Raw genomic sequence first — 23,157 nt, forward strand, 5'->3', positions numbered from 1 at the left:
CGACCCGCCGCCCCCAGGGTCGCCGGGCGGTTCCCTGCTAGGAACCGGCCCCGCCGGCCGGGGCGGCCCAGTGGCAGGCCACCGCCTGCTCGGTGCCGGACGCGCGGAGCACCGGCAGGGGGCGCGTACGGCAGTGGTCGGCCACGGCGGACGCCTCGCCCGAGGCGAGGACCTGGCAGCGGGCGTGGAAGCGGCAGCCGCCCGGGATCCGGGCAGGGTCCGGCGGCTCGCCGCTCAGCACCACCGGCTGCGCCCCGGACTCCGGCAGCACCGACAACAGCGCCCGGGTGTACGGGTGCCGGGGCGCCGTCAGCACCGACTCGACCGGACCCGTCTCGACCACCCGGCCCAGGTACATGACGGCCACCCGGTCCGCGATGTTCCACGCGAGCCCCAGGTCGTGGGTCACCACCAGCGCCGCGAGCCCGAGTTCGTCGCGCAGCCGGAGCAGCAGCGCCAGGATCTCGCCGCGTACCGACGCGTCCAGGGACGCCACCGGCTCGTCCGCGACGATGAGTTCGGGCTCCAGGACCAGCGCGCCCGCGATCACCACGCGCTGCCGCTGGCCGCCGGACAGCTCGTGCGGGTAGCGCAGGAAGAACCGCTCGGGCGGGCGCAGCCCGGCGCGGGCGAGGGCTTCGGCGACCGCCGCCCGCTCGTCCGCCGCGCTCCGGTGGACGCCGTGGATCCGCAGGCCCTCCGCGACCGCGTCGTACACGGTGTGCCGGGGGTTCAGGGAGCCGCTCGGGTCCTGGAGGACGAGCTGGGCGCGCCGCCGGTACGCCTTGAGCGCCTTGCCGGAGTACGCGAGGGGCCGGCCCGCGAAGGAGACCGTGCCGGCCCGCGGCTTCACCAGGCCGAGGAGCGTCCGCGCCAGGGTCGTCTTGCCGCAGCCGGACTCGCCGACGAGCGCGACGATCTCGCCCGCGCCGATCTCCAGGTCCACCCCGTCGACCGCCCGGGCGGGCGGGGCGCCCCGGCGGCCGGGGAAGGAGACGTGCACCCCGCTGGCGGTGAGCAAGGTCATCCGCGGTCACTCCCCACGTGCAGGCAGGCGGCGCGGCGCCCGGCGCCCGCCACCCGCAGTTCCTGGTCGTCCTCGGCGCAGGCCGCGACCGCCACCGGGCAGCGCGGGTGGAAGGCGCAGCCGTCCGGCAGCGCCGCCGGGTCGGGCGGGTCGCCCGGCAGGCCGCGCGGCGCCCGCCGCGAGGCCGGGTCCCCGATCCGGGGGAACGCCGACGACAGCGCCCGCCCGTAGGGGTGGGCGGCGCCCTGGTACACCTCGCGGGCCGGGCCCTCCTCGACGATCCGGCCCGCGTACATGACGGCGAGCCGGTCGCAGGTGTCGGCGAGCACCGCCAGGTCGTGGCTGATCATCATCAGGCCGAGGGACTCCTCGGCGACCAGCCGCTCGATCAGGCGCAGGATCTGCGCCTGGATCATCACGTCGAGCGCGGTCGTCGGCTCGTCGGCGACGATCAGCCGGGGTTCGCAGGCGAGCGCCATCGCGATCATCACGCGCTGGCGCTGGCCGCCGGAGAGCTCGTGCGGATAGCCGGCGGCCCGGGAGGCCGGGAGGCCGACCTGTTCGAGGAGGGCGCCGACCCGCTTGCGGGCCTCGGCGGGGGTGGCCCGCCGGTGCACGAGCAGCGGTTCGGCGATCTGGTCGCCGATCCGGCGGACCGCGTTCAGCGAGTGCATCGCGCCCTGGAAGACGATCGAGGCGCCCGCCCAGCGGACCGCCCGCAGCCGCCCCCACGTCATGGTGAGGACGTCCTCCCCGTCGAGGAGGATCCGCCCGTCGAGCCGGGCGGACGCGGGCAGCAGCCGCAGCAGCGCGAGCGCCAGCGTCGACTTGCCGCACCCGGACTCGCCGGCCACGCCCAGCTTCGACCCGGCCTCCAGGGTGAGGTCCACCCCGCGCACGGCGGGCACGGCCGCCGCCCCGGAGCCGTACACGACCCGCAGGTCCCTGATCTCCAGGAGGCTCAACGCCCCACCCCCAGCCTCGGATTGAGCACGGATTCGACGGCCCGGCCGCAGAGCGTGAAGGCGAGCGCGACCAGCGCGATCGCGATCCCCGGCGGGGCCAGGTACCACCAGTGCCCGGAGGACACCGCGCCGGCCTCGCGCGCGTCCTGGAGCATGCCGCCCCAGGAGACGACCGTCGGGTCGCCGAGACCGAGGAAGGCGAGCGTGGCCTCGGTGAGGATCGCGGTGGAGATGCCGAGCGTGGTCTGGGCGAGGACCAGCGGCATCACGTTCGGCAGCACGTGCCGGATCATGACGTGCCCGTGCCCGCCGCCGAGCGCGGTGGCCCGCTCGATGTACGGACGGGACTCGACGGCGATCGTCTGCGCCCGGACGAGCCGCGCGGTGGTCGGCCAGGACGTGACGCCGATGGCGAGCACCACCGTCCACATCGACCGGGACATCACGGTCGCGAGCACGATCGCCAGGACCAGCGCCGGCATCACCAGGAACCAGTCGGTGATCCGCATGACGACCGTGGACAGCCAGCCGCCGTAGTGGCCCGCGAGGACCCCGACGAGGGTGCCGATGGCGACCGACAGGACGGCCGCGAGCAGCCCCACGAGCAGCGAGATCCGGGCGCCCCAGATCAGCAGCCCGAGCAGCGGGCGCCCGAACTGGTCGGTGCCGAGCGGGAACCGCGCGCTCGGCGACTCCAGGGCCGTGCCGGGCGCGTTCGTCACCGACTGCACGTCGGCGCCGACCGTGAGCGGCGCGGTGAGCGCGAGCAGCGCGATCAGCGCGAGCCCGGCGAGCCCGTACAGGCCCGCCCGGTGGGTCCGGTACGACCTCCAGAAGCGCGCCGCGGAGCCCTTGCGGCGCTCCCATGCGAGAGAGGTCATCGGCCCACCCGGGGGTCGAGCAGCGGATAGAGCAGGTCGGCGAGGAGGTTCATCAGGATCATCGCTCCGGCGAAGACGACGAACAGGCCCTGGACGAGCGGGAGATCGGGCACGCTGAGCGCCTGGTAGAACAGCCCGCCGAGCCCCGGCCAGGAGAAGACGGTCTCCACCAGGATCGAACCGGCCGCCACGTGGCCCAGGTTGATGAAGATCATGGTGACGGTCGGCAGCAGCGCGTTCGGCACCGCGTGCCGGCGGCGGACGTCGTCGTCCCGGAGCCCCTTGGCGCGGGCGGTCGTCAGGTAGTCGCCGCCCATCTCGTCGAGGAGCGAGGACCGCATCACGAGCAGCGTCTGCGCGTAGCCGACCGCGACCAGCGTCACCACCGGCAGCACGAGGTGGTGGGCGACGTCGAGGACGTACGCGACACCGGTCTCGCCGGTCCCGGACTCCATGCCGCCGGTCGGGAAGAGCCCCGGGACCGGCCCCATGCCCACCGAGAAGACGATGATGAGCAGCAGCCCGAGCCAGAACGACGGCACCGACCACAGGGTGAGCGCGATCCCGGTGTTCACCCGGTCGCCGAGGCCGCCGTGCCGCCACGCCGAGCGGGTGCCGAGCCACAGCCCGAGCGCCGAGTAGAGGACGACGGCGACCCCGGTGAGCAGCAGCGTCGCGGGCAGCTTCGCCGCGATCAGCTCGCCGACCGGGGCGCGGAACTGGAAGGAGGTGCCGAGGTCGCCGGTGAGCGCCTTGGCGCAGTAGTCGGTGAACTGCTGCCACAGCGGCAGGTCGAGGCCGAACTGGCGGCGCAGCGTGGCCAGTTGTTCGGCGGAGGTGGGGATGCCGTGGGTCATCGCCTTCACCGGGTCGCCGGGGATGATCCGGAACAGGAAGAAGCTGGTGACCAGCACGGCGAAGAGGGAGACGAGTGCGCCGCCCAGCTTCCCCGCCGCGTGGCGGAGATAGCCGGAGGCGACGCCGGTGCGGGGTGCGCCGTCCGTGGCGCGGGCCTCGTCGGCCCGCGCCACGCCGGCGGGGGTGCTTGCCGTCGTCATCGCTACTCGCGGTCGTCGGCGGTGGCGCGCCGGCGCGTCCGGAGCAGGAGCAGTCCGCCGGCGACGACGACCGCGGCCGCGCCGACCCCGATCCAGACCCCGGCCGAGGACGAGCCGGAGCCGTCGCCCGACCCGGACGCGGAGGCGGCGGGGACGGCGGACCACCAGCTCCAGTAGCCGTCCTGCCCCCACAGGTTCCCGGCGGCCTCGGGCATGGTGGTGATGGACGCGATCTGGTCGGTGCGGTACGCCTCCAGGGCGTTGGGGTAGGCCATGATGTTCATGTACCCCGTGTCGTACAGCCGGGACTGCATCCGCTTGACCAGGTCCGCCCGCTTGGCGGTGTCGTACTCCACCGCCTGCTGCGCGTAGAGCGCGTCGAACTCCTTGTCGCAGATGAAGTTGTCGGTGGCGCCGGTGTCCTTCGGGGTGGCCGGGAGGGTGCCGCAGGTGTGGATGGACAGGACGTAGTCCGGGTCCGGGTTGACCGACCAGCCGTCGAAGGCGAGGTCGTAGTCGCCCTTGACCCACGGGTCGGACACGCTGTCCAGGCACTCGACGGTCAGCCCGATGCCGAGCGCGCCCCACCACTCCTGGAGGTACTTGCCGACCGCCTTGTCGTTGGGGTCGGTGGCGTGGCAGAGGATCCGGAAGTTCAGCGGCTTGCCGTCCTTGCCGAGCCGCTTGCCCTCGGCGTTCTTCCGGTACCCGGCGTCGTCGAGGGTCTTCGCGGCGGCGGCCGGGTCGTAGCCGCGCTTCTGGGAGCCCTCGGGCTTCCAGAAGTACGTGCCGAAGCGGGGCGGGATGTACCCCTCGCCCTCGACGGCGTGCCCCTGGAAGACCTTGTCCACGAGGGCGGAGCGGTCCACGGCGAGGAAGAGCGCCTTGCGGACGGCCGGGTCGAGGAGCGCCGGGTGGCCGTTGCCGAAGGTCTTCCCGTCCTTGGCGCGGGCGCCCGGGTTGGTGGCGAGCGCGTAGAAGCGGCGGCCGGGGGCGTCGTTGACCTTGATGTTCTTCTGCGTCTTCAGCGCCGCCGCCTGAGCGGGCGTCAGATTGGGGACGAAGGACACCTCGCCCTTCTGCAGGGCGGCGACGGCCGCGTCCCCGTCCTTGTAGTACTTGAAGACCAGCTCGTCGAACTTGGGCGCGCCCCGCCAGAACGTCTTGTTCGGCTTCAGCTTGATGTACTGGTCGACCTTGAAGTCGGTGATGACGAAGGGGCCGTTGCCGACGATCGGGAACTGCTGGTCGTTGTTGAACTTCGAGAAGTCGCCGACCTTCTCCCACACGTGCTTGGGCGCGATCGGCACGTCCAGCGCGGTCATCGTCGCCTGCGGCTTCTTCAGCTTGATGACCAGGGTGCGCGGGTCGGGCGCGGTGACCTTCTCGAAGTTGGCCGTGAAGCTGCCGTTGGCGGTGGCCGCGTTCGGGTCGGTCATCATCTTGTTGAAGGTCCAGGCCGCGTCCTCGGCGGTGGCCGGCTTGCCGTCGGACCAGGTGGAATTGTCGCGGATCGTGTACGTCCACGTCAGCTTGTCCGCCGAGGAGGACCACTCGGTGGCGAAGCCCGGGACGGTCCTCGCGTCCTTCGGGTCGTAGTTGGTGAGGTACTCGTACGCCAGCCGGTGGATGCTGGTCGAGGTGAGCTTCTGGGCGAGGAACGGGCTCAGCGAGTCGATGCTCTGCGAGACGGCGACAGTGAGCGTCGTCCCGCCGGACTTCTCGTCCTCCGCGACGGCGGTGGTGGCGGGGAGGGCCGCGAGCGAGGCGGTCGTGAGACCGGCGGCGAGCAGCAGACGGGCGGCCCTGCGGGGCCGGTGCGGCCGGCGGGGGAGCGGACGGGGTGGAACCTTCGTGACCATGACCATGGACGTGACCTCGCGTCGGTCGAGCTGTCGTGGAGTCGTGGATCTTGGGCTGACGTCAGGTGAAGCGAAGATGTATCAGCGGTGGTCTGCCGTCGTCAACGATGACTCAAACCCCGCGTGGGCTGCGGGAATGCAAGGAGGCTCCGTACCGGTGACCCGGTACGGAGCCTCATTGGTCTACTCCTGTGACGCCCTACTGCTGAGGGGCTGGCGGCGCCTGCGGAGGCGTCTGCGGCGGGGCCTGCGGAGGCAGCGGCTGACCGAACGGCTGCCCGGCGGCCGGCGGCTGCCCGTACGGCTGCGCGGGCTGCCCCGGCTGGCCGGAAGCCGCCCCCGGCGGGTACGGCTGCTGCCCGTACGGCTGTCCGGAGTACGGCCCCGGCTGCCCCGGCGTTGCCTGTCCCGGCTGCGGCTGCCCCGGCTGCGGGTACGGCTGCGGCTGGCCCTGCGGCGGGTACGGCTGACCGGGCGCGGGCTGACCGGGGGCCGGCTGGCCGGGGCCGTACGCGCCGGGCATCGGCTGTCCGGGGTACGGCCGGCCCGGCCCGGGCGGAGCGCCGTACGGCTGCCCCGGGGCCGGCTGGCCGGGCTGACCCGGCTGGGCGGGGCCGTACGGGCCGGGGGCGTACTGGCCCGGCATCGGCGGCGCCATGTGCGGCGGCATGCCGCCCTGCCCGTCGCCCGTCCACAGGCCCTGCGCCTGCTGCGCCCGCGCGAAGTCCTCGGCCACCATCGCCGCGAGGTCGAAGTACGCCTCCCGGGTCTTCGGCCGCATCATGTCGAGGTCCACCTCGGCGCCCGCCGCCAGGTGCTCGTCGAACGGCACCACGACCACCCCGCGGCAGCGCGTCCGGAAGTGCTGGACGATGTCCTCGACCTTGATCATCTTGCCGGTCTCGCGGACCCCGGAGATCACCGTGATCGAGCGCTGCACCAGCTCCGCGTACCCGTGCGCCGACAGCCAGTCCAGCGTCGTCGAGGCGCTGGAGGCGCCGTCCACGGACGGCGTCGAGATGATGATCAGCTGATCGGCCAGGTCCAGCACCCCGCGCATGGCGCTGTACAGCAGACCCGTGCCGGAGTCGGTGAGGATCACCGGGTACTGCTTGCCCAGGACGTCGATCGCCCGCCGGTAGTCCTCGTCGTTGAAGGTCGTCGAGACGGCCGGGTCCACGTCGTTGGCGATGATCTCCAGGCCGGACGGCGCCTGCGACGTGAACCGGCGGATGTCCATGTACGAGTGGAGGTACGGGATCGCCTGCACCAGGTCGCGGATGGTCGCCCCGGTCTCGCGCCGCACCCGGCGGCCCAGCGTGCCCGCGTCCGGGTTGGCGTCGATCGCCAGGATCTTGTCCTGCCGCTCGATCGCCAGGGTCGCGCCGAGCGCGGTCGTCGTCGTGGTCTTGCCGACGCCGCCCTTCAGCGAGATGACCGCGATCCGGTAGCAGGACAGCACGGGGGTGCGGATCAGGTCCAGCTTCCGCTGCCGCTCCTGCTCCTCCTTCTTGCCGCCCAGCTTGAACCGCGAGGCCGCGCCCGGGTTCCGGCTCGACTTCGCCTTCTGCTTGGTGTTGCGCAGCAGCCGGTCCGAGGAGAGCTCGACGGCCGCCGTGTAGCCGAGCGGCGCGCCCGGCACCGACCGCTCGCGCTGGTCGTGCGTGACCGGCTGCGGCCAGGCCGCCCCGGTCCGCGGGTCCACGCCGCCCTGCGGCGGGTAGCCGTACCCGTCCGGACCCTGCGGCGGCGTCCCGTACCCGCCGGGGGCGCCCGGGGCCTGCTCGGCGGCGGGCGCGGGCACCGGCGGCTGGGCCTGCGGGTGGGGCTGGGCGTGGGGCTGGGGCTGCGGCTGGGCGCCGGGGTGCGGGTAGCCGTACCCGGCCGGGGCCTGCGGCGGGTAGCCGTACCCGGCGGGCGCCTGCGGGGGCTGACCGGGAGCGCCGGGCCCCTGGGGGTAGCCGTAGCCGCCCTGCGGCGGTACGGCCCCGGGCGCGCCGGCCACCGGCTGCCCGGGCCACTGCGGCGCGGCCTGCGGCTGCTGCGGGGACTGCTGGGCCTGCGGAGCCTGCTGGGCCTCGGGGGAGGCGGGCGGGAACTCGGGCGGCAGCGGCGGCAGCGGACCGCCCGCGACGGGTGCGCCGGGCGCGCCTTCGGCGGGCAGCGGTGCGGCGGCGGGGACGACGGGGGTGGCGTCGGCGGGAGCGTCCGCCGCCTGGCCCTCCTCGGGCTCGGCTTCGGCGGTGGGCTCGTCTGCCTCGGCGGCCTGCTCGTCCGAGGGGGCCGCGTCGGTGTCGTCGGTGCCGTCGGCGTCGGCCGCGGGCTCCGCCTCCGGCGTCACCTCCGCCCTCGACTCCGCCTCCGACTTCGACTCCGGCTCCGCCTCCGTCTTCGGCTCCTCGGCCGTCGCGGCGGCCTCCGGCTCGGTGTCGGGCTCGGCGGGCTCGTCGTCGGCGGCGGGGGCCGGGGGCACGTCGGCGCGGGCGAGGCCCGCCGCCTCGGGGGAGCCCGGCTGGGGCTCGGCGGCGGGCGCGGGCGCCGGCTGCGCGGCGGCGTCCGGCCGCAGCGACGCCGGGTTGAAGCGCACGGTGGCACCGCTCTCCACCTCGCCGCCGCTCTGGGGAGCGGCGGGAGCGGGAGCCGGGTCGGGCGCGGGGTGGCCGGGGCCGTACGACCCGTAAGGGTGGGCTGCGGGCGGCTGCTGGCCGGGGTACGGGCCGGGCGCGGCGGCCGGGTGACCGGGGGGCGTGCCGGGCGGCGTGCCGGGGGCGCCCGCCTCGGGGCCGTACGCCCCGTACGGGCCGGGCGCGGGGGCCTGCGGGCCGGGCGCGGGCGTCGGCGGGGCGGGCGTCCAGCCCTGCTGGAAGCCGGCCGGGGGCGCCCCGGGGACGGCGACCGGCGCACCCGTCGGCGGCGGGGGAGTGACACCGGCGTCCCCCGGACCGCCCGGCGCGTTCTGCGTGTACCAGGCCGGCGGGGTGTAGTCGATGGTGAACTCACCCGTCATCTCGGCGGGATCCGCGTCGGACTCGTCGGCGGGCACGTTCCAGCCCCCGCGGATGTCGTCGCGATCGCCGTTCACTTTGCCTCCTGGTGTGGTCGAGCACCCTTGTGCCGTCGTGCGTCGGGGCCACCGTTCACTGCCGTCGGGCCGGCTCTCCCCTCGGACCCGGCGAACGTTCCGAGGGATCCCTCCGCCGCGCCCCCACCCACCCTAAACGTCCGCAACGCCACCGCGGCAGGCCCGTCCGCTCCCGGACGGCCCCGCTCCGGCCGGGAGCGGCGCCCGCGTGACGCCCGCGCGGCGGAGCGTGAGGAAACGGACGGGGCGAAACCGTACAAGAGGGAGCAACGCGGAGGAATGCGTACGGACTTGTCCGCGGCCCTCTCCCCGGCCACCCGCCGGCGGCATGGCCCGAACGGGTGAGGCGACGCACCTGCGGCCGGGCACCCCCTCGGGGGCCCGGCCGCCGGTCCTCGTCCGGCCCCGCCGCACCGGGCGCGGGGCCGCTCCGCTCAGCGCAGGTCGAACTCGCCGTCCCGCGCGCCGAGCACGAACGCCGTCCACTCCGCCTCCGTGTACCGCAGCACGGTGCCGTGGTCCAGCGACGAGCGCATGGCGACGGCCCCGTTCGGCAGATGGGCGATCTCGACGCGCTCCTCGTCCGGGCTCGTGCCGGGGGCGCCGATCCACTCGACGTCCGAGATGTCGAGGGCGTACAACTCGTCCTTCTCCTGCGCGCTCCCCATGGGAGCTCCTTTCGCTCACGGCCTGTCGGCGGACCATGTGTCCCGTGGCACAGGGCCGTCGGGCCCGGCGCCACCAGGAGAAATAGTAGGGAACCGGCCCTCGCGCAGGGGCCGGTTCGGACGTACCGGAGGACGCGGGTCCTCAGTCCATGCGGCGGGCCGCGCCCAGCAGGCCCGACTCCGCGTCCGTCGCGTTGGTGAGGACCCAGTGCCGCTCGCCGCCCGCGCACCACAGCGTCACGCCGTCCGCGAGCGTCGGCAGCGCCTCCACCTCGCTCGGCGTCAGCCCCAGGATCCGGCCGGTCTGCTGGGCCTCCTGCGGCGAGACCCGCTGGACGCCGACGAGCGTGGCCGAGCGCATCAGGCGCGGGGCCACCGGGCTGAGGTACGGCAGCAGCGTCAGCACCGACTGCCACGGCGAGGACACGACCCGGCCGCGCGGCGGCCGCATGCCGCAGTCCCGCACCACGACCGCGGGACTGCCGACGGTCGCGCCCAGCGGCGGGACCCGGCCCACGTCGTGCAGCGTGATGCACTCCAGGCCCGCGCCCGCCGCCTGCGCCAGCCCCACCCACGCGTGCGGGCGGCCGGTCTCCACCACGACCCGGGAGCCGGTGGCGGCGGCCCGCAGCGCCAGCACCTGCGCCGTCCACAGACCGCCGATCAGCAGCACGTCGTACGGCGTCGAGCGGTGGAAGCCCACCAGCTGCGGGCGCCCCTCGGCGTCCTCGCCGATCACCACGCCGTCGTCGCCCACCGGCAGCGACAGCGCGCCCAGTTCGGCCGTCGGCACGGTGTGCCCCGCGTGCCGCGGGCCGATCAGACCGCGCAGCCCCCGCACCGCTCCGCCGCGGACCGTCATCGCGCACCCCCGAGAGGCATCGTCGCCAGCACGCCCGGCAGCTGCTCGCGGTCCAGCCGCAGCAGGCCGACCTTCGCCGTGCGCGCCGCCTGCTCCAGCGTCCGGCGGACCCGGACGAGTTCGTTGTCGGAACCGCCGGTCACCCGCACGTGCCCGCCGACCTCCATCGCGCCCTGCCGGTTCCCGCGCCGGACGGTGAGGCTGAACGTCGTGGCGTACGCCGGCACCGACGTCAGCAGCGACACCAGCCGCGGCAGCGGCGCCGCGCCCCGGCCGAGCTCGGGCCAGCGCCCGACCGCGTACGTGGTGTGCCAGCGGTCGTCGCACCGCCAGACCCGGGACGTCTCCGCCGTCCGCCGCTGCGGCGCGGCGCCGGCCCGGCCCGCCCGCGCCGCGGCGTGCGGGCTGGTGCAGGCCGCCGTCGCGATCGCCGAGTTGACTTCCTCCTGGTCCAGGACGACCGCCTGGAAACCGGCGCCGGTGATCCGGCTCGCCAGATGGTCCGCGATCCGCACCAGGCAGCGCTGCGCGCCCTCCAGGCCGCCGCCGCGCGCCGCGACCGCCTCCCGGCAGCGCTCCGGGTCCAGCTTCACCGCCACCCAGGTCAGCCGCAGCGCGGGCGCGCCGGTCCGCTCCTGGAGGGGGGTGTACGAGAGCCGGGCCACCGACTGCTGCGGGAGGTGCGGCGCCGGGGCGGGCCGCACCTGCTGCACCAGCTGCACCGACTCCACCACGATGTCGTCGACCTCCAGCGCGTCACCGAGCAGGGTCAGCGGGAAGGCGCGGGCGCCGAAGACCGGCCGCAGCGCCGAACCGCTCGCCTCGACGCGCAGCACCGCGGTCAGGAACGAGCCGTCGCCCAGCATGCCCACCGTCCGGTGGTTCCGGTCGACGTACGGCTGGGCGCCGAGGCCCCGCACGCTCTCCGTCACCGGGGCGAGCGACGGGTCCGCGTCCGGCGCCGCCGGCTCGGTGTCGCGGCGGCGCGACCGCAGCGCGAGCGCGGTGCCCATCCAGTCCTGCACGGCCTGGCCCCGGCGGCGTATCACCGCGAGCAGCACGAGGACGCCGGCGGCGACGCACGTCGGCACCAGCCACAGCCCGCCCAGCACGAAACCGACCGCCACCAGCGCCAGCGCCGACTCCACCAGCACCAGCTGGCGCAGCTGCACGGGGCCGATCCGGCCGGTACGGGACAGGGGGCGCAGCGTCGTCGTCGCGGGGACGGCACCCGGAGCGGGGGCACCTGTCCCGGCGCTTCCGTTGCTGCGTTGCCGTCGGGAAGATTGAGGCGCTCGGCCGCTGGTCCGCCGCCCGTCGCGCGCACGCGTCGCCGTACCCATCGCCGCGTTGCCCCCTCGTGTCCGTAATAGCCGAATTCCCTTGGGCGTTGACCGGGCGATCACCCTACCTGAGCGGTGAGACACGGGTGCCGCCAGGCATAGTAGGGGGCGGCGGGACGGCGGACGGGCCCGCCGAGTGTGGCAACCTGGTCGGCCGGCGGGGAGAGGGACGACACTTCAGATGGCATCACGACGGGACGAACTGAACGCCTACACCTTCGCGAAGCGGAGACTGGTCGCGCAGTTCGTGCAGCCGAACTCGACGGGCTCGGAGGAGGGCGCGCCGCGTCCGCTGCGCGCGGTGCTGCCGGGCGCCATCGTCGGCGTGGTCATCCTCGCCGGCTTCGGGGCCTGGGGCATGTTCAAGCCCGTCGCCCCCAAGGACTGGGACAAGCCCGGCCAGAACGTCATCATCGCCGACAAGTCGACCACCCGGTACGTGGTCCTCAAGACCGGCGACAAGACCCAGCTCCACCCCGTCCTCAACATGTCGTCGGCGAAGCTGCTCCTCGACCCCGACAAGGACAAGATCATCACGGTCGCCGAGTCGGTCCTCGACAGCGGCAAGATCCCGCACGGCGCCACCCTCGGCATCCCGTACGCCCCCGACCGCCTCCCCGACCCGAAGGAGGCGGGCGCCGCCAAGCGCTGGGCCGTCTGCGAGCGCCCCGGCGAGGGCGGCAGGGCCATCCAGAAGGCCGCCTTCGTCCTCGCCGCCCGCGAGGAGGCCAAGACCGACGGCGAGGAACGCCTCACCGGCGGCGAACTGCTCTACGTCGAGGGCCCCGCCCCCGACCGCACCCGCTACGTGGTCGACGCGGAGGGGACCGCGTACCCCGTCGCCAAGGACGAACTGCTGCTCCGCCAGCTCGTCGGCCAGGGCCGCGCCCCGCAGCGCGTCTCCGAGGCGTGGCTGAACACCCTGCACAAGGGCGACGCGATCTCCTTCCCGGAGATCCCCGGCGAGCCGGGCGCCCGCGCCGAGATCAAAGGCATGCTGCCCGAGGTCGACCACCTCGCCAAGGTCGGCATGGTGCTCTCCGCGTCCGAGGCCACCGAACGGAAGATGTACGTCGTCCTCCAGGACCGGGTCGCGCCCATCTCCGACTTCACCGCCAAGCTGCTGCTCAACAGCCGCCAGCTCGTCGAGGTCGGCCAGGCAGGCCAGGCCGCCAAGACCAGCGGCGGCGCCTTCCAGCCGGGCGCCGCCTTCGGAGCGGACAAGAAGTGGCCGAAGGCCGAACCCGTCCCCGTCAACGAGGCCGGCACCGGCGAGGGCAGCCGCAACACCGTCTGCAACGTGCTCCGCGCGGTCGACGAGGACAACGGCGCCACCACCCTCAGCACCTGGGCCGGCAAGGACTTCCCCGCCACCCTGCCGACCGGCTCCAGCAGCGCGTACGTCACCCCCGGATCCGGCCAGCTCTTCCGCCAGTTCAAGGGCTCCACCACCAAGACCGGCTTCCTCTTCCTCGTCACCGACACCGGCCTGCGCTACGCGATGCAGTCCAACGGCGACCTCGCCACCGACGACTCCGGCATCGGCTCCTCCGGCTCCGAGGAGGAGAAGCAGGCCCGGCAGGCCGAGGCCCAGCAGGCGCAGAACCGCCTCGGCTACAAGAACATCGAGCCGCTGCCCATCCCCGCCGAGTGGTCCACCTTCCTGCCCACCGGCCCCCGCCTCTCCACCGGCGGCGCCCGCCAGCCGCAGGGCTCATGAGGACGCCCCCGCGCCCGAGGCGCCACCCCCTGCCCACTCCGGCCGCCCTGCCGGTCCTGGCCGCGACGGTGCTCTGCGCCGTCGGCCTGCCGCTCGCCGGCGCGGCCCCGGCGGCGGCGGACGACGGCCAGTGCACGTACCCCAACAAGCCGTACGAGGGACGCCCCTGGTCGCTGCAGCGCGTCCAGCTCGACGAACTCTGGGCCCAGTCCACCGGCAAGAACGTCCGCGTCGCCGTCATCGACACTGGCGTCGACACCCGCAACCCCCAGCTCGCCAAGGCCGTCGACGCCAAGGCCGGGATCAACCTGATCCCGAAGGACGCCAAGGACGCCAACGGCTACAAGCTGAAGCGCGGCAAGGAGAACGGCACGACGGACACCGTCGGCCACGGCACCAAGGTCGCCGGCATCATCGCCGCCCGCCCCGCCAAGGGCACCGGCTTCGTCGGACTCGCCCCCGACGCCACGATCATCCCCATCCAGCAGAACGACGCCGACGGCAACGGCACCGCGGTCACGCTCGCGGCGGCCATCCGCCACGCCATCGCCAAGAAGGCGAACGTGATCAACATCTCCCAGGACACCGCCAACGCGGTGAAGCCGACGCCACTCCTGGAACAGGCCGTGCAGGCGGCGCTCGACGCCGAGATCGTCGTCGTCGCCTCGGCGGGCAACGACGGCCTGGGCGGCAACGTCAAACCCACCTACCCCGCCTCGTACAAGGGCGTCCTCGCCGTCGCCGCCTCCGACCGCAACAACGAGCGCGCCCAGTTCTCCCAGTCCGGCGACTTCGTCGGCGTCGCCGCCCCCGGCGTCGACATGATCTCCACCGTCCCCGGCGGCGGCCACTGCGCCGACAACGGCACCAGCTTCTCCGCCCCGTACGTCGCCGGGCTCGCCGCCCTCATCAAGAGCAAGCACCGGGACTGGACCCAGGAGCAGATCGTGGCCCAGATCCAGCAGACCGCCGAACGCTCCGTCGCCGGCCACGACCGCCTCGTCGGCTGGGGCGTCGTCGACCCGGTCCGCGCCCTCACCGAGGACGACAAGCCCATCGAGAAGCCGGTCGCCCACGAGGGCGTCACCCGCGCCGAGGCCCCCACCCCGGCCGCCGTCCACCTCGGCGAGACCCCGGAACAGCGCAACGCCCGCCTGGCCACGTACGTCGTCGTCAGCGGCGGCGTCCTCGTGGCGGCCATCGCGGGCGGCGCGGTCGCCGTCCGGGACCACCGGCGGCGGCGGGCGGCGGTGGCGGCGGGCCGGTGATCATTGCAGACGCACACGGCTGATAGCGTCGATCACGGCAGTGACCGTAGAAGTCTTGTGACGAACAAGAGACTTGGGCCTGTCAGACGCAATCACTAGAGTGGTATGCGCGCGATCGGTGGATGGCGAGTCGCCACGATCGCAATGCAGGACAGCAGGAGCAAACGGGGAGGATTGGCTCGTGTTCGAGGTAACGGGTGACGGGGGCGGGGGCGGCAGTGAGTGACCTTGAGCTCGGCGTCGGCGAGCTGAAGAAGTTCCGTGACCGGGTCGACGGAGTCATCAAGAACCTGGAGGGCAGCGCCGGCGGCGCCGCCCAGCTGGGCCAGCGGCGCGTGACGCGCGGCTCGCTCGGCACCGGGAGGATCGCCTTCACCGAGGCGGACGGCTTCTACAAGGAGTACGAGCGCGTCCACAGCTCGCTGGTGGCCCTGTCGAAGTCCCTCAGCGGCCAGATCGAACTCCTCCAGATCGGCGTCCACGCGGCGGACGTCGGCTACCAGAACGTGGAGGAGGACCAGCGCCAGCGCTTCCACGACATCCGGGCCCGCCTCAGCGAGGAGCGCGCCGAGGCCGTCAGGCGCGAGGAACTGGAGCGGAGCAAGAAGCCGGAGCAGCCGGAGCAGCGCCGCGGCAATACCGAGGCTTCGACGGAAGGCGTTGGGTGACGAACGATGAGTGACGAGAAGAACCCGCAGCCGAAGCTGACGCCCCAGGAGCAGGCGCAGGCGCAGGACACCGCGAACATCAACGCGACCTACGCGACGACCAACGTCCTGGAGAACCTGGACGAGATCTTCCCCTTCGGATTCGGCTCCAGGGGCAGCGTCTTCGGCTCGACGTCCTTCGAGAACGCCCGCCTCAACGACATGCTCGACCTCCTCGACAGCGCCAACCCCTCCGACCTGGAGCAGGCCGGCGAGGCCCTGGAGGCCGCGACCAAGTCCCTCAACGCCGCCGCCAAGGAGCTGAACAGCTTCATCGGCAGCATCGACTGGAAGGGCGAGGCCGCCGCGGAGTTCCAGCGGTACGGCTCCGAAGTCGTCACGTACGCCTGGGACATCGGCAAGGTCGCCAACGCCGTCGGCTCCCAGATGAAGGTCGCCAGCACCGGCCTCACCTCGGTCCGCAACGCGAAGCCGCCCCGCGACACCCGCGCCGTCCAGAAGAAGCCCACCGAATTCTCGGAGCTGGAGAAGACCGAGAAGAAGGAGGAGTACGAGAAGGCCGTCCAGGTGGAGAAGGACCGCCAGGAGGCCATCAACCAGATGAACCGCCTGGCGTCGTTCTACGCGGTGTCGCAGAGCACGCTGGCAGGCCAGAACATGCCGAAGCCGCCGGAGGCGTACAAGGCGCCGGTGCCGAAGCCGACCGGCAAGCTCAGCAGGTTCGGAGAATCGGGCGTCGGCTCTTCGTCGTCTTCGTCGCCTTCGTCGGCCGAAGGCCTGTCCCGGGCGTCCTCCGGCCCCATCAGCGCCGTCGAGGACCGCGCCGTCCCGACGATGCCCCGCACCGGCGACCAGCTCGACGGATCCCAGCCGATCCGGGAGAAGCCCTCGGGCGCGGACGACACGCGGGTCCAGATCGACACGGTCCGCACGCCCGCGCCGCCCACGCTGCCGAACACGCCGCCCACCCCGACGACGCCGACCGGTACCCCGCCTCCGACGGGGCCGGGCATGCCGCCGCCGCTCACGCTCGGCACGCCGCCGCGTGCGGGCGGCCCCAAGCTCACCGGCAACCCCGGGATGCCGCGTACCGCCACCGGCCGTCCCGGCCCCGGCCGTCCGGTCGGACCGACGACGCAGCCGGCCGTCGGTCGCGCCGGCGGACCGAACGGCCCGCAGGCCCTGTCCCGTACGGCCGGCCCCACGAGCGCGCCCATGGCGGGACGCCCGGGCACCCCGACGGGTTCGCCGGTGGTGGGCCGTCCCGGAGGCCCGACGAGCTCCCCGGCGACGGGACGCGCCACAGGCGGCCCCATGGGCCGCGCCGCAGGTCCGACGGCGACGCCGCAGGCGGGCCGCCCCGGTCAGCCCGTCACCGGGCGCACGGCCGGCGGCAGGACCAACCCCATCGTCGGCGGCACCCCGCAGCGCACCACCGGCGGGAGCACCGGTTCCCGGATCCCGAGGGGCACCGTCGTCGGCAGCGAGGGCCCGGCGGGCCGCGCGGCAGCGGCCCGCCCCAGCCAGGCGGGCGTGGTCGGCGCCAACAACGCCAAGGCGGCGCCGCGTCCCGCCGGGCGGGGCACCACCGGCTCCAACGGCGTGGTCGGCACGCCCCGCGGCGTAGGCGGCCGGGGCACCCAGCGCCCGGATCGTGAGGAGCAGGAGCGCGAGGGTTCGACGCGCCCCGACTACCTGACGGAAGACGAAGAGACCTGGAACAGCCGCCGGCGCGGTGCCGTGCCGCCGGTGATCGACTAACCACCCCCGGAAGGCGCGGAAGTCAGGATGACGGCAGGAATGATCGAGGGCGGCAGGCTTCGGCGAGCGCTGCTCGGCACCACGGCGACGGTGGTGCTGGCGACGGCTCTCGTCGGGGTCGCTCCGACGGCAGTCGCTGCCGACGCGCGGTCGCAGCAGTGGTACCTCGACGCCATGAAGGCCGAGGAGATCTGGAAGAAGGCGACCGGCAAGGGCATCACGATCGCCGTCATCGACAGCGGAGTCGATCCGGACACCCCCTCGCTCAAGGGCAAGGTCCTGAAGGGCTGGGACGCGTCCAAGACCAAGGGCGACGAGACGGACGACTACACCGGCCACGGCACGTCCATCGCCGAGATGATCGTCGGTTCCGGTGCGGGCGGCGGCCTCCGGGGTCTGGCCCCGGATGCCAAGGTGATCCCGTACCGCGTGGCCGACACCGAGCGGCAGAACGCGCAGGCCGTCAACGCCTTCGACATCGAGGAGTCGATCCGGGCGGCGGCGGACAGCGACGCGAAGATCATCAACATCTCCTGGGGCAGCGACTACTACGACGAAGACGAACGAGAGGCCGTCAAGTACGCGCAGCAGAAGGGCAAGCTGGTCTTCGCGGCCGCCGGCAACAACGGAGCCGAGGGCAACAAGAAGCAGTACCCCGCGGGCTACCCCGAGGCGATCGCCGTCGCGGCGACCGACCAGGACAACTCGGTGGCCGACTACTCGCAGCACGGCGACGCCATCGACATCGCGGCTCCGGGAAGCAAGCTGCCCGGCTACTGCGACAAGAGTCTGACGAAGTACTGCGTGACCGACGGCACGAGCAACGCCACCGCCATCGCCTCCGCCTCCGCCGCCCTCATCTGGTCCGCCCACCCCGACTGGACGGCGAACCAGGTCCTCCGCGTGATGTTCGACTCGGCCGCGCGCGGCGACGGCTGGGAGCCCGGGACGGTCAGCAACTACCTCGGCCACGGCATCGTCCGCCCCAACGCCAACATCTCGCGCAATGAGGGCAACCCCGGCGACCCCAACATCAGCCCCCTCACCAACGAACCCACGGGCGGTGGCGCCGCGGCCGGCGGCGCCACCCCCTCCGCGGACCCCTCGACTTCCGCGGACCCGTCCGCCACCGCGTCGGCGGGCGCCCCGGCCGCCCCCTCCGCAACAGCTTCGACACAAGCGCCCGACGGCAAGCCGACGTCCGGCTCCGCTGTGGCAGGCTCCACGGAGACCGCGGCGGACAGCAGCAGCGGCGGCAGCAGCACGGGGATCATCATCGGCGCGGTCGCGGCCGTGGTCGTCCTCGCGGGCGTCGGGGTCGTCATCGCCCGGAAGCGCCGTACGGCCTGACGCGCGGCGGCCGGAACCACCACCCCACCCATACCGAACTGCGCGCCGCGAACGTGCGGACGCAGCCTCGCTGAAAGAGAACCCGAGAAAGGGAGAGCGACACATGTCAGTCTTGAAGGTTGGCGATCAGAGTCTCAAGGATTTCCAGGACGAGCTCACCCGCAAGTTCGATGACGTGAAGGGCCAGCTGCAGGCCCTCCAGGGCGTCATCGACAGCCTCGAAGGCCGCTGGAAGGGCATCGGCGCCGGCGCGTTCGACGCCAAGCAGACCGAGATCAACCAGGGCATGGTGCGGATCGCCAAGCTGATGCTGAACTTCCAGGAGGCCATCCAGGTCACCCGGACCACGTCCAGCAACACCGACGACGAGGTCGAGGCGGCCCTGCGCGGCGTCGACGTGACCGCGGGCTTCTCCGGCGACGCGGGCGCCGAGAAGGCCGCCCGTTCCGGCATCGCCGGCCTCTGACGTCTCCGACGGGCCCGCGCAGGTCCGTCACCTGAACGACACCACCAACACCGGAGGGAACATGGCCGCCAACGACGGCATCATGCTCGTCACGTACGCGTCGCTCGACGACGCGGCGAACCAGATCGACGCGCAGGCGAAGCGCCTGGACCAGGCCCTGGAGGACATCCAGACCCGGATCCGCTCCGTCTCCAGCACCTGGGAGGGTGAGGCGAAGACCGCCGCCGACTCCGCCCACGCCAAGTGGGACCAGGAGACCCGCGCGATCCACAACGCGCTGCAGAGCATCTCCAAGGCAGTCCGCCAGGCCGCCCCGGCCTACCAGGCCGGCGACAAGCGCGCCGCGGGCTTCTTCTAAGCACCAGCCGTACGACGGCACACAGGGTGGGCGTGCACGGGAGGCGCCCACCCTGTCGCGTTACCCGGGGCCGGGACGTCCCCCGGCCCTCGCCTGCCGCTCCCGTCGCCTCTCCCGATCTCGCTCCAACTGGCCCTCAACTGACCGGAATTCGTCGCATCGGGGCCTGAGAGTTCCGTGCTTCTCGTTAGGTTGAGCGGGACGAGAAGGCGGCCCGAGACGGGCCGGGACGGCTACGGGGAAGAGGCGTGTCGATGACGTGGGAGGAATGGAACGACCTCAAGGCGGCAGCCGCCGGGCGACAGGCCGCGCACATGAACCTGAACGGTCTGCCCGACGAACGCGGCGGTGCCAGGACGCCCGCGGGAGGTGACCTCCGGGTCGACCAGCAGGACCTGGCCGCGATCGGGGACTCCGCCTACCGCCTGCATACCGACCTCATCCGCGTCGGTGGCCATGCCCGCGCCACGTCGGTGATGGCGGCCGGCGGTCTCTCGAGCGAGGGGTTCGCCCTCGGCGGCGCTCTCGGTCACGTAGCCGAACGCTGGGTGGAGCAGGTGCGTTCGCTGCTGGACGCGACCGCGCACATCTCCAACCACCTCGACTTCACCAAGGGCGCGCACGCGGGCGACGAGGTCCACATCGCGGGAACCCTCAGCAGCATCGCCCAGCTGGAGACCGGCTTCGACGAGCGGAGGGCGAACTGATGGACCTCGACGCCCTGCGGTTCGGCACCTTCTCCCAGCTCGACGAGGCGATCGGTGACTGGGAGGAGATGGTAAAGAAGCTCAAGGCCCTGGAGACCAGCGCCCGGGACGACCTGAAGGCGAAGGCTCTGAAGGCGAACTGGGAGGGCGCGAACGCGGCGGTCTCCCGCGAGTTCATCGGCAAGACGGCAGGGGAGTTCGGCGACGCGCGCACCCAGGCGGACACCATCGCGAAGATCCTCCGGGACACCCGCAACGAGTTCGTCGCCTACCGCGAGCAGCTCAACGAGGCGATCGCCCGCGGGCTCAAGAAGAACCTCACGGTCACGGACACGGGCTGCGGCACGTTCACCGTCACGATGAACGTCCACCCGGACCGCGCCGCCAAGGGAACGACCACGCCCGATCACACCCAGCAGGACGTCGACGCGCTCGCCGACGAGATCGGCCGCATCCTCGGCAAGGCGGTGGAGAGCGACACCTCGGCGGCCCAGGTGCTGCGCCTCCTCGTGGACCAGACCGAGCAGGGATTCTCGGACGCGGTGTACGCGGACCGCGACTCGGCTGCGAAGGCGGTCAAGGCGGCCGAGGAGATGGCCGCGCTCATGAAGAAGAACCCGCGCGACGTCACCACCACGGAGCTCAACCGTCTCACCGACACCCTGGCCCGCTACAAGAACGACCCCCTGTTCGCGGAACGCTTCGCCCTCGACGCCACTCCGAAGCAGACCCTGGAGTTCTACGCGGGCATCGCCGACCCCGGCATCCCCACGTACGACCCGAAGCGCGGAGAACTGGCCAAACTGCTCCAGCGGGACCTCGGCATCACCCTGGGCACGGCGACGCGCTCCGACAGTTCCCGGATGCAGGCATGGGAGCAGGAGCTGGTGAAGCTCGGCCAGGATCCGCTCGACGCCGAGCATGCCGGGAGCCCGCGCGGTTTCACCGTCATGAGCAACCTCATGCGCTTCGGCGACTACGACGACGACTTCCTCAACGACTACGGCGAGAAACTCCTCGCGTTCGACAAGGAGAACAGCGGCAACGGCCTCAACCCGTGGACGCACCCGGGGATGCTCGGCGCCGATCTCCACCTCTGGGGCGGCAACTCGCGGGGCTTCGACCCGGTCACCGGCTTTCTGGAGGCGCTCGGCCACAACCCGGACGCCTCGACCCGCTTCTTCGGACGGCCCGCCGGCGCGGACGGGCCCCTGGACGACGACTCTCCCCTGAACGAGCACCTCACCTACCTCACCAAGGAGCGCGTCTGGCCTCCCGACGCGCCCATCGGCAGCGACGACACGTCCGTCGCCGGGCGCGACTCCCTCGGCCACGCCCTCGAAGCCGCCACCACCGGCTACGCCTACGACGCCGCAGCGGACCCGGGCAAGGGTCCCGTGGACCCCGGTGAAGCGGACCGCCGCACCGCGGCCACGGCCGGCGTCATGGAGCAGATCGCCCATCTCTACGGCAGCAAGGACGGTCCCGCGATGCTCCGGGCCCAGCCCGAGATGGCCGACAGCCTCGGCCGTATGGGGTCCGCGTACGTCGACGACATCGACTACGCGCTGTCGGGCATCGGAGACGTCGACAAGGACGCGGGGGACTTCCCCGCCAAGTACGACGGGCGAGCGGACTTCGGCGAGCAGGGCGCCATCGACTTCCTGAGCGTGCTGGGCCAGAACGAAACCTCGCACGGCATCGTGACGGCCGGCCAGCACATCTACACCCTGAGCCTGCTGGACGCCCATCCCGCCACGAACCAGGCGAACTTCGAGCACGGCCGGGACGCCCTCTCGATGGAGGCCGAGGTCCGGGGCATCCTCGACCACTCGCGCGTGCAGCAGGCCGAAGCCGACTTCAAGCACGACGCCGAGGAGGCCAACAAGTCCCTCGCCCGGTCGGGCGAGTGGGGGAAGTACGCGGTCGGGGCCGTGATCACCGGCGGCATCGCGGCGATCCCGGTCCCCGGTGCGACGGCCGGCGCCATCGCCTTCGCGCCCATCGCCACCGACATCGCCGGCGAGGCCCTGGAGACGTTCCTCGGCCAGGAGATCGACAAGAGCGTGGAGAAGGGCGAGAAGAAGGCGACCGAGGACGCCCAGCAGACCAGCGCGGAGTTCTACGCGAAGGGCATCGGCAGCATCGCGGACAGCTACGGCAAGTACGTGGGCGACGGCAGCGTCGCCGCCGAGCGAACCGACTCCGAGGACATCAAGAGGGACCTGGAGTCGACGTACATGGGCCTCGGGTCCGGTGAGAACCAGTACCGCGGCCGTCCGCCGTCGGAGAAGGAAGAGGACTGAGACCTCGTGACGGGAAACGAAGCACGGCGACGCCGGTCCTCGGGTGCCGCCCTCTGCCTGTCGGCTCTGCTGGTCCTCGGCGCCGGCCTCTCGGGCTGCGCACAGGATGATCCGGACGAGCCTCCGGCAGCCGCCGCGACACCCGCGACCCGCGTCTGTGACGGCGCCCTGGACGAAGCGGCGGCCAAGGCGCTGGAACGTCTCGGGGGCACGCAGGGCTTCTACGAGTCGCCCGGCGAGAATCCGGCCGGTGAGCCGTACACGTTCGCGTTCTCCAAGGCGGTGGCGAGCCTCCGCGACGGTCTGACGCGGTACGCCGGGTGCGGCATCCACCTGACGAACGGCACGAAGGACTCCCGGCCGATCAGCTTCTGGATCGAGGCGAGGGAGGACCCGCTGCGGAAGGAGGGCCCGGACCGCCGCCCGGAGCGGGTGACGTACTACCCGCTGGGGGTCTACGCCGACACGAGGGACGGAACCTCGGCGCTGCTGCAGTTCCGCTGCCGGGTGGGGAAGGCCGGCCACACCCGTCCGTACCTCGCGGTGCAGATGAGCCATCCGGATGCCAAGGCACCCGAGTCCGCCACGAGCAAGGACCGGATGACCGTCCTCACCTCGTTCGCCCGCACGCTCGCGGACGAACTCGGCTGCGCCGGCGAGGCACGCCTCCCGGCAGAGGCCCCTGACCCGGTGTCGTCCTGACCCTCCGCCGCCCACCGGCACGGCGCTGGGAGAAGCGGGGGCGGAGGGGGCGGGAGCCGGCCACGTGCCGTCCCGCCCCCCGCACCTCGCCTACAGCTCCGCC

19 protein-coding genes are annotated in these 23,157 nt (G+C 73.1%); 10 read left to right on the forward strand and 9 right to left on the reverse strand.

The window, feature by feature from the left end; translation table 11 throughout:
• Positions 1 to 37: 37 nt before the first annotated feature.
• From ACFVQZ_RS10625 to eccE, 9 genes are all read right to left on the reverse strand, one after another.
• Complete coding sequence (locus tag ACFVQZ_RS10625) at positions 38 to 1,027, reverse strand: ABC transporter ATP-binding protein (protein WP_030496568.1); 990 nt, start codon at positions 1,025 to 1,027, stop codon at positions 38 to 40.
• The gene (locus tag ACFVQZ_RS10630) at positions 1,024 to 1,992 is read right to left on the reverse strand and encodes an ABC transporter ATP-binding protein (protein ID WP_030496567.1); all 969 of its coding nucleotides are present in this window, start codon (positions 1,990 to 1,992) and stop codon (positions 1,024 to 1,026) included. The genes ACFVQZ_RS10625 and ACFVQZ_RS10630 overlap by 4 nt, the downstream gene beginning before the upstream one ends.
• The gene (locus ACFVQZ_RS10635) at positions 1,989 to 2,873 is read right to left on the reverse strand and encodes an ABC transporter permease (protein ID WP_383621036.1); all 885 of its coding nucleotides are present in this window, start codon (positions 2,871 to 2,873) and stop codon (positions 1,989 to 1,991) included. Before ACFVQZ_RS10635 ends, ACFVQZ_RS10630 begins: the two co-directional genes overlap by 4 nt.
• Positions 2,870 to 3,931 carry an ABC transporter permease gene (locus ACFVQZ_RS10640; RefSeq protein ID WP_030496565.1) on the reverse strand — a complete coding sequence of 354 codons (1,062 nt, stop codon included), beginning with the start codon at positions 3,929 to 3,931 and terminating at the stop codon, positions 2,870 to 2,872. The genes ACFVQZ_RS10635 and ACFVQZ_RS10640 overlap by 4 nt, the downstream gene beginning before the upstream one ends.
• A gap of 2 nt (positions 3,932 to 3,933) precedes the next feature.
• On the reverse strand, positions 3,934 to 5,793 hold the full coding sequence (locus ACFVQZ_RS10645) for an ABC transporter substrate-binding protein (protein ID WP_383621070.1): 1,860 nt from the start codon (positions 5,791 to 5,793) through the stop codon (positions 3,934 to 3,936).
• Between the two features lie 199 nt (positions 5,794 to 5,992).
• Entirely contained in the window at positions 5,993 to 8,875 is a 2,883-nt protein-coding gene (locus ACFVQZ_RS10650; protein ID WP_383621038.1) for an SCO5717 family growth-regulating ATPase, read from the reverse strand.
• Positions 8,876 to 9,309: 434 nt separating this feature from the next.
• Entirely contained in the window at positions 9,310 to 9,543 is a 234-nt protein-coding gene (locus ACFVQZ_RS10655; protein WP_030496562.1) for a DUF397 domain-containing protein, read from the reverse strand.
• Between the two features lie 142 nt (positions 9,544 to 9,685).
• Positions 9,686 to 10,405 (reverse strand): hypothetical protein, encoded by a 720-nt coding sequence (locus tag ACFVQZ_RS10660; protein WP_030496561.1) that lies wholly within the window; start codon positions 10,403 to 10,405, stop codon positions 9,686 to 9,688.
• On the reverse strand, positions 10,402 to 11,748 hold the full coding sequence (eccE, locus tag ACFVQZ_RS10665; protein WP_030496560.1) for a type VII secretion protein EccE: 1,347 nt from the start codon (positions 11,746 to 11,748) through the stop codon (positions 10,402 to 10,404). Before eccE ends, ACFVQZ_RS10660 begins: the two co-directional genes overlap by 4 nt.
• 181 nt (positions 11,749 to 11,929) lie before the next feature.
• Here eccE and eccB point away from each other — a divergent pair, with 181 nt between their 5' ends.
• The 10 genes from eccB (at position 11,930) to ACFVQZ_RS10715 (ending at position 23,054) form a co-directional block, all read left to right on the forward strand.
• A complete protein-coding gene (gene eccB / locus ACFVQZ_RS10670) occupies positions 11,930 to 13,468 on the forward strand; it encodes a type VII secretion protein EccB (RefSeq protein WP_030496559.1) in 1,539 nt (512 codons plus the stop codon).
• The gene (gene mycP / locus ACFVQZ_RS10675) at positions 13,465 to 14,736 is read left to right on the forward strand and encodes a type VII secretion-associated serine protease mycosin (protein ID WP_036415886.1); all 1,272 of its coding nucleotides are present in this window, start codon (positions 13,465 to 13,467) and stop codon (positions 14,734 to 14,736) included. The genes eccB and mycP overlap by 4 nt, the downstream gene beginning before the upstream one ends.
• A 218-nt stretch (positions 14,737 to 14,954) precedes the next feature.
• Entirely contained in the window at positions 14,955 to 15,404 is a 450-nt protein-coding gene (locus tag ACFVQZ_RS10680) for a hypothetical protein (RefSeq protein WP_030496557.1), read from the forward strand.
• Between the two features lie 6 nt (positions 15,405 to 15,410).
• Positions 15,411 to 17,165 (forward strand): hypothetical protein, encoded by a 1,755-nt coding sequence (locus ACFVQZ_RS10685; protein ID WP_383621042.1) that lies wholly within the window; start codon positions 15,411 to 15,413, stop codon positions 17,163 to 17,165.
• Between the two features lie 27 nt (positions 17,166 to 17,192).
• Entirely contained in the window at positions 17,193 to 18,515 is a 1,323-nt protein-coding gene (locus ACFVQZ_RS10690; protein WP_383621044.1) for a S8 family serine peptidase, read from the forward strand.
• A 103-nt stretch (positions 18,516 to 18,618) separates the two neighbouring features.
• Complete coding sequence (locus tag ACFVQZ_RS10695; protein WP_030496554.1) at positions 18,619 to 18,981, forward strand: WXG100 family type VII secretion target; 363 nt, start codon at positions 18,619 to 18,621, stop codon at positions 18,979 to 18,981.
• A 61-nt stretch (positions 18,982 to 19,042) separates the two neighbouring features.
• Positions 19,043 to 19,339 carry a WXG100 family type VII secretion target gene (locus ACFVQZ_RS10700; RefSeq protein ID WP_030496553.1) on the forward strand — a complete coding sequence of 99 codons (297 nt, stop codon included), beginning with the start codon at positions 19,043 to 19,045 and terminating at the stop codon, positions 19,337 to 19,339.
• 254 nt (positions 19,340 to 19,593) lie between these two features.
• Complete coding sequence (locus tag ACFVQZ_RS10705) at positions 19,594 to 20,046, forward strand: hypothetical protein (protein ID WP_383621046.1); 453 nt, start codon at positions 19,594 to 19,596, stop codon at positions 20,044 to 20,046.
• Positions 20,046 to 22,352: a hypothetical protein gene (locus ACFVQZ_RS10710; RefSeq protein ID WP_383621048.1), complete on the forward strand. Its 2,307-nt coding sequence runs from the start codon at positions 20,046 to 20,048 to the stop codon at positions 22,350 to 22,352. Before ACFVQZ_RS10705 ends, ACFVQZ_RS10710 begins: the two co-directional genes overlap by 1 nt.
• Positions 22,353 to 22,358: 6 nt before the next feature.
• Complete coding sequence (locus ACFVQZ_RS10715; RefSeq protein WP_383621049.1) at positions 22,359 to 23,054, forward strand: hypothetical protein; 696 nt, start codon at positions 22,359 to 22,361, stop codon at positions 23,052 to 23,054.
• The last annotated feature ends 103 nt before the right edge of the window (positions 23,055 to 23,157 follow it).

This window comes from Streptomyces sp. NPDC057854 (assembly GCF_042797055.1).
GTDB lineage: Bacteria > Actinomycetota > Actinomycetes > Streptomycetales > Streptomycetaceae > Streptomyces.

Coding starts and splice junctions, on each gene's coding strand:
- mycP (WP_036415886.1), top strand. CDS start 13,465: ATGAGGACGCCCCCGCGCCCGAGGCGCCACCCCCTGCCCACTCCGGCC.
- ACFVQZ_RS10710 (WP_383621048.1), top strand. CDS start 20,046: ATGGACCTCGACGCCCTGCGGTTCGGCACCTTCTCCCAGCTCGACGAG.
- eccB (WP_030496559.1), top strand. CDS start 11,930: ATGGCATCACGACGGGACGAACTGAACGCCTACACCTTCGCGAAGCGG.
- ACFVQZ_RS10700 (WP_030496553.1), top strand. CDS start 19,043: ATGGCCGCCAACGACGGCATCATGCTCGTCACGTACGCGTCGCTCGAC.
- ACFVQZ_RS10640 (WP_030496565.1), bottom strand. CDS start 3,931: ATGACGACGGCAAGCACCCCCGCCGGCGTGGCGCGGGCCGACGAGGCC.
- ACFVQZ_RS10635 (WP_383621036.1), bottom strand. CDS start 2,873: ATGACCTCTCTCGCATGGGAGCGCCGCAAGGGCTCCGCGGCGCGCTTC.
- ACFVQZ_RS10645 (WP_383621070.1), bottom strand. CDS start 5,793: ATGGTCACGAAGGTTCCACCCCGTCCGCTCCCCCGCCGGCCGCACCGG.
- ACFVQZ_RS10685 (WP_383621042.1), top strand. CDS start 15,411: ATGAGTGACGAGAAGAACCCGCAGCCGAAGCTGACGCCCCAGGAGCAG.
- ACFVQZ_RS10625 (WP_030496568.1), bottom strand. CDS start 1,027: ATGACCTTGCTCACCGCCAGCGGGGTGCACGTCTCCTTCCCCGGCCGC.
- ACFVQZ_RS10705 (WP_383621046.1), top strand. CDS start 19,594: ATGACGTGGGAGGAATGGAACGACCTCAAGGCGGCAGCCGCCGGGCGA.
- ACFVQZ_RS10655 (WP_030496562.1), bottom strand. CDS start 9,543: ATGGGGAGCGCGCAGGAGAAGGACGAGTTGTACGCCCTCGACATCTCG.
- ACFVQZ_RS10660 (WP_030496561.1), bottom strand. CDS start 10,405: ATGACGGTCCGCGGCGGAGCGGTGCGGGGGCTGCGCGGTCTGATCGGC.
- eccE (WP_030496560.1), bottom strand. CDS start 11,748: ATGGGTACGGCGACGCGTGCGCGCGACGGGCGGCGGACCAGCGGCCGA.
- ACFVQZ_RS10690 (WP_383621044.1), top strand. CDS start 17,193: ATGACGGCAGGAATGATCGAGGGCGGCAGGCTTCGGCGAGCGCTGCTC.
- ACFVQZ_RS10695 (WP_030496554.1), top strand. CDS start 18,619: ATGTCAGTCTTGAAGGTTGGCGATCAGAGTCTCAAGGATTTCCAGGAC.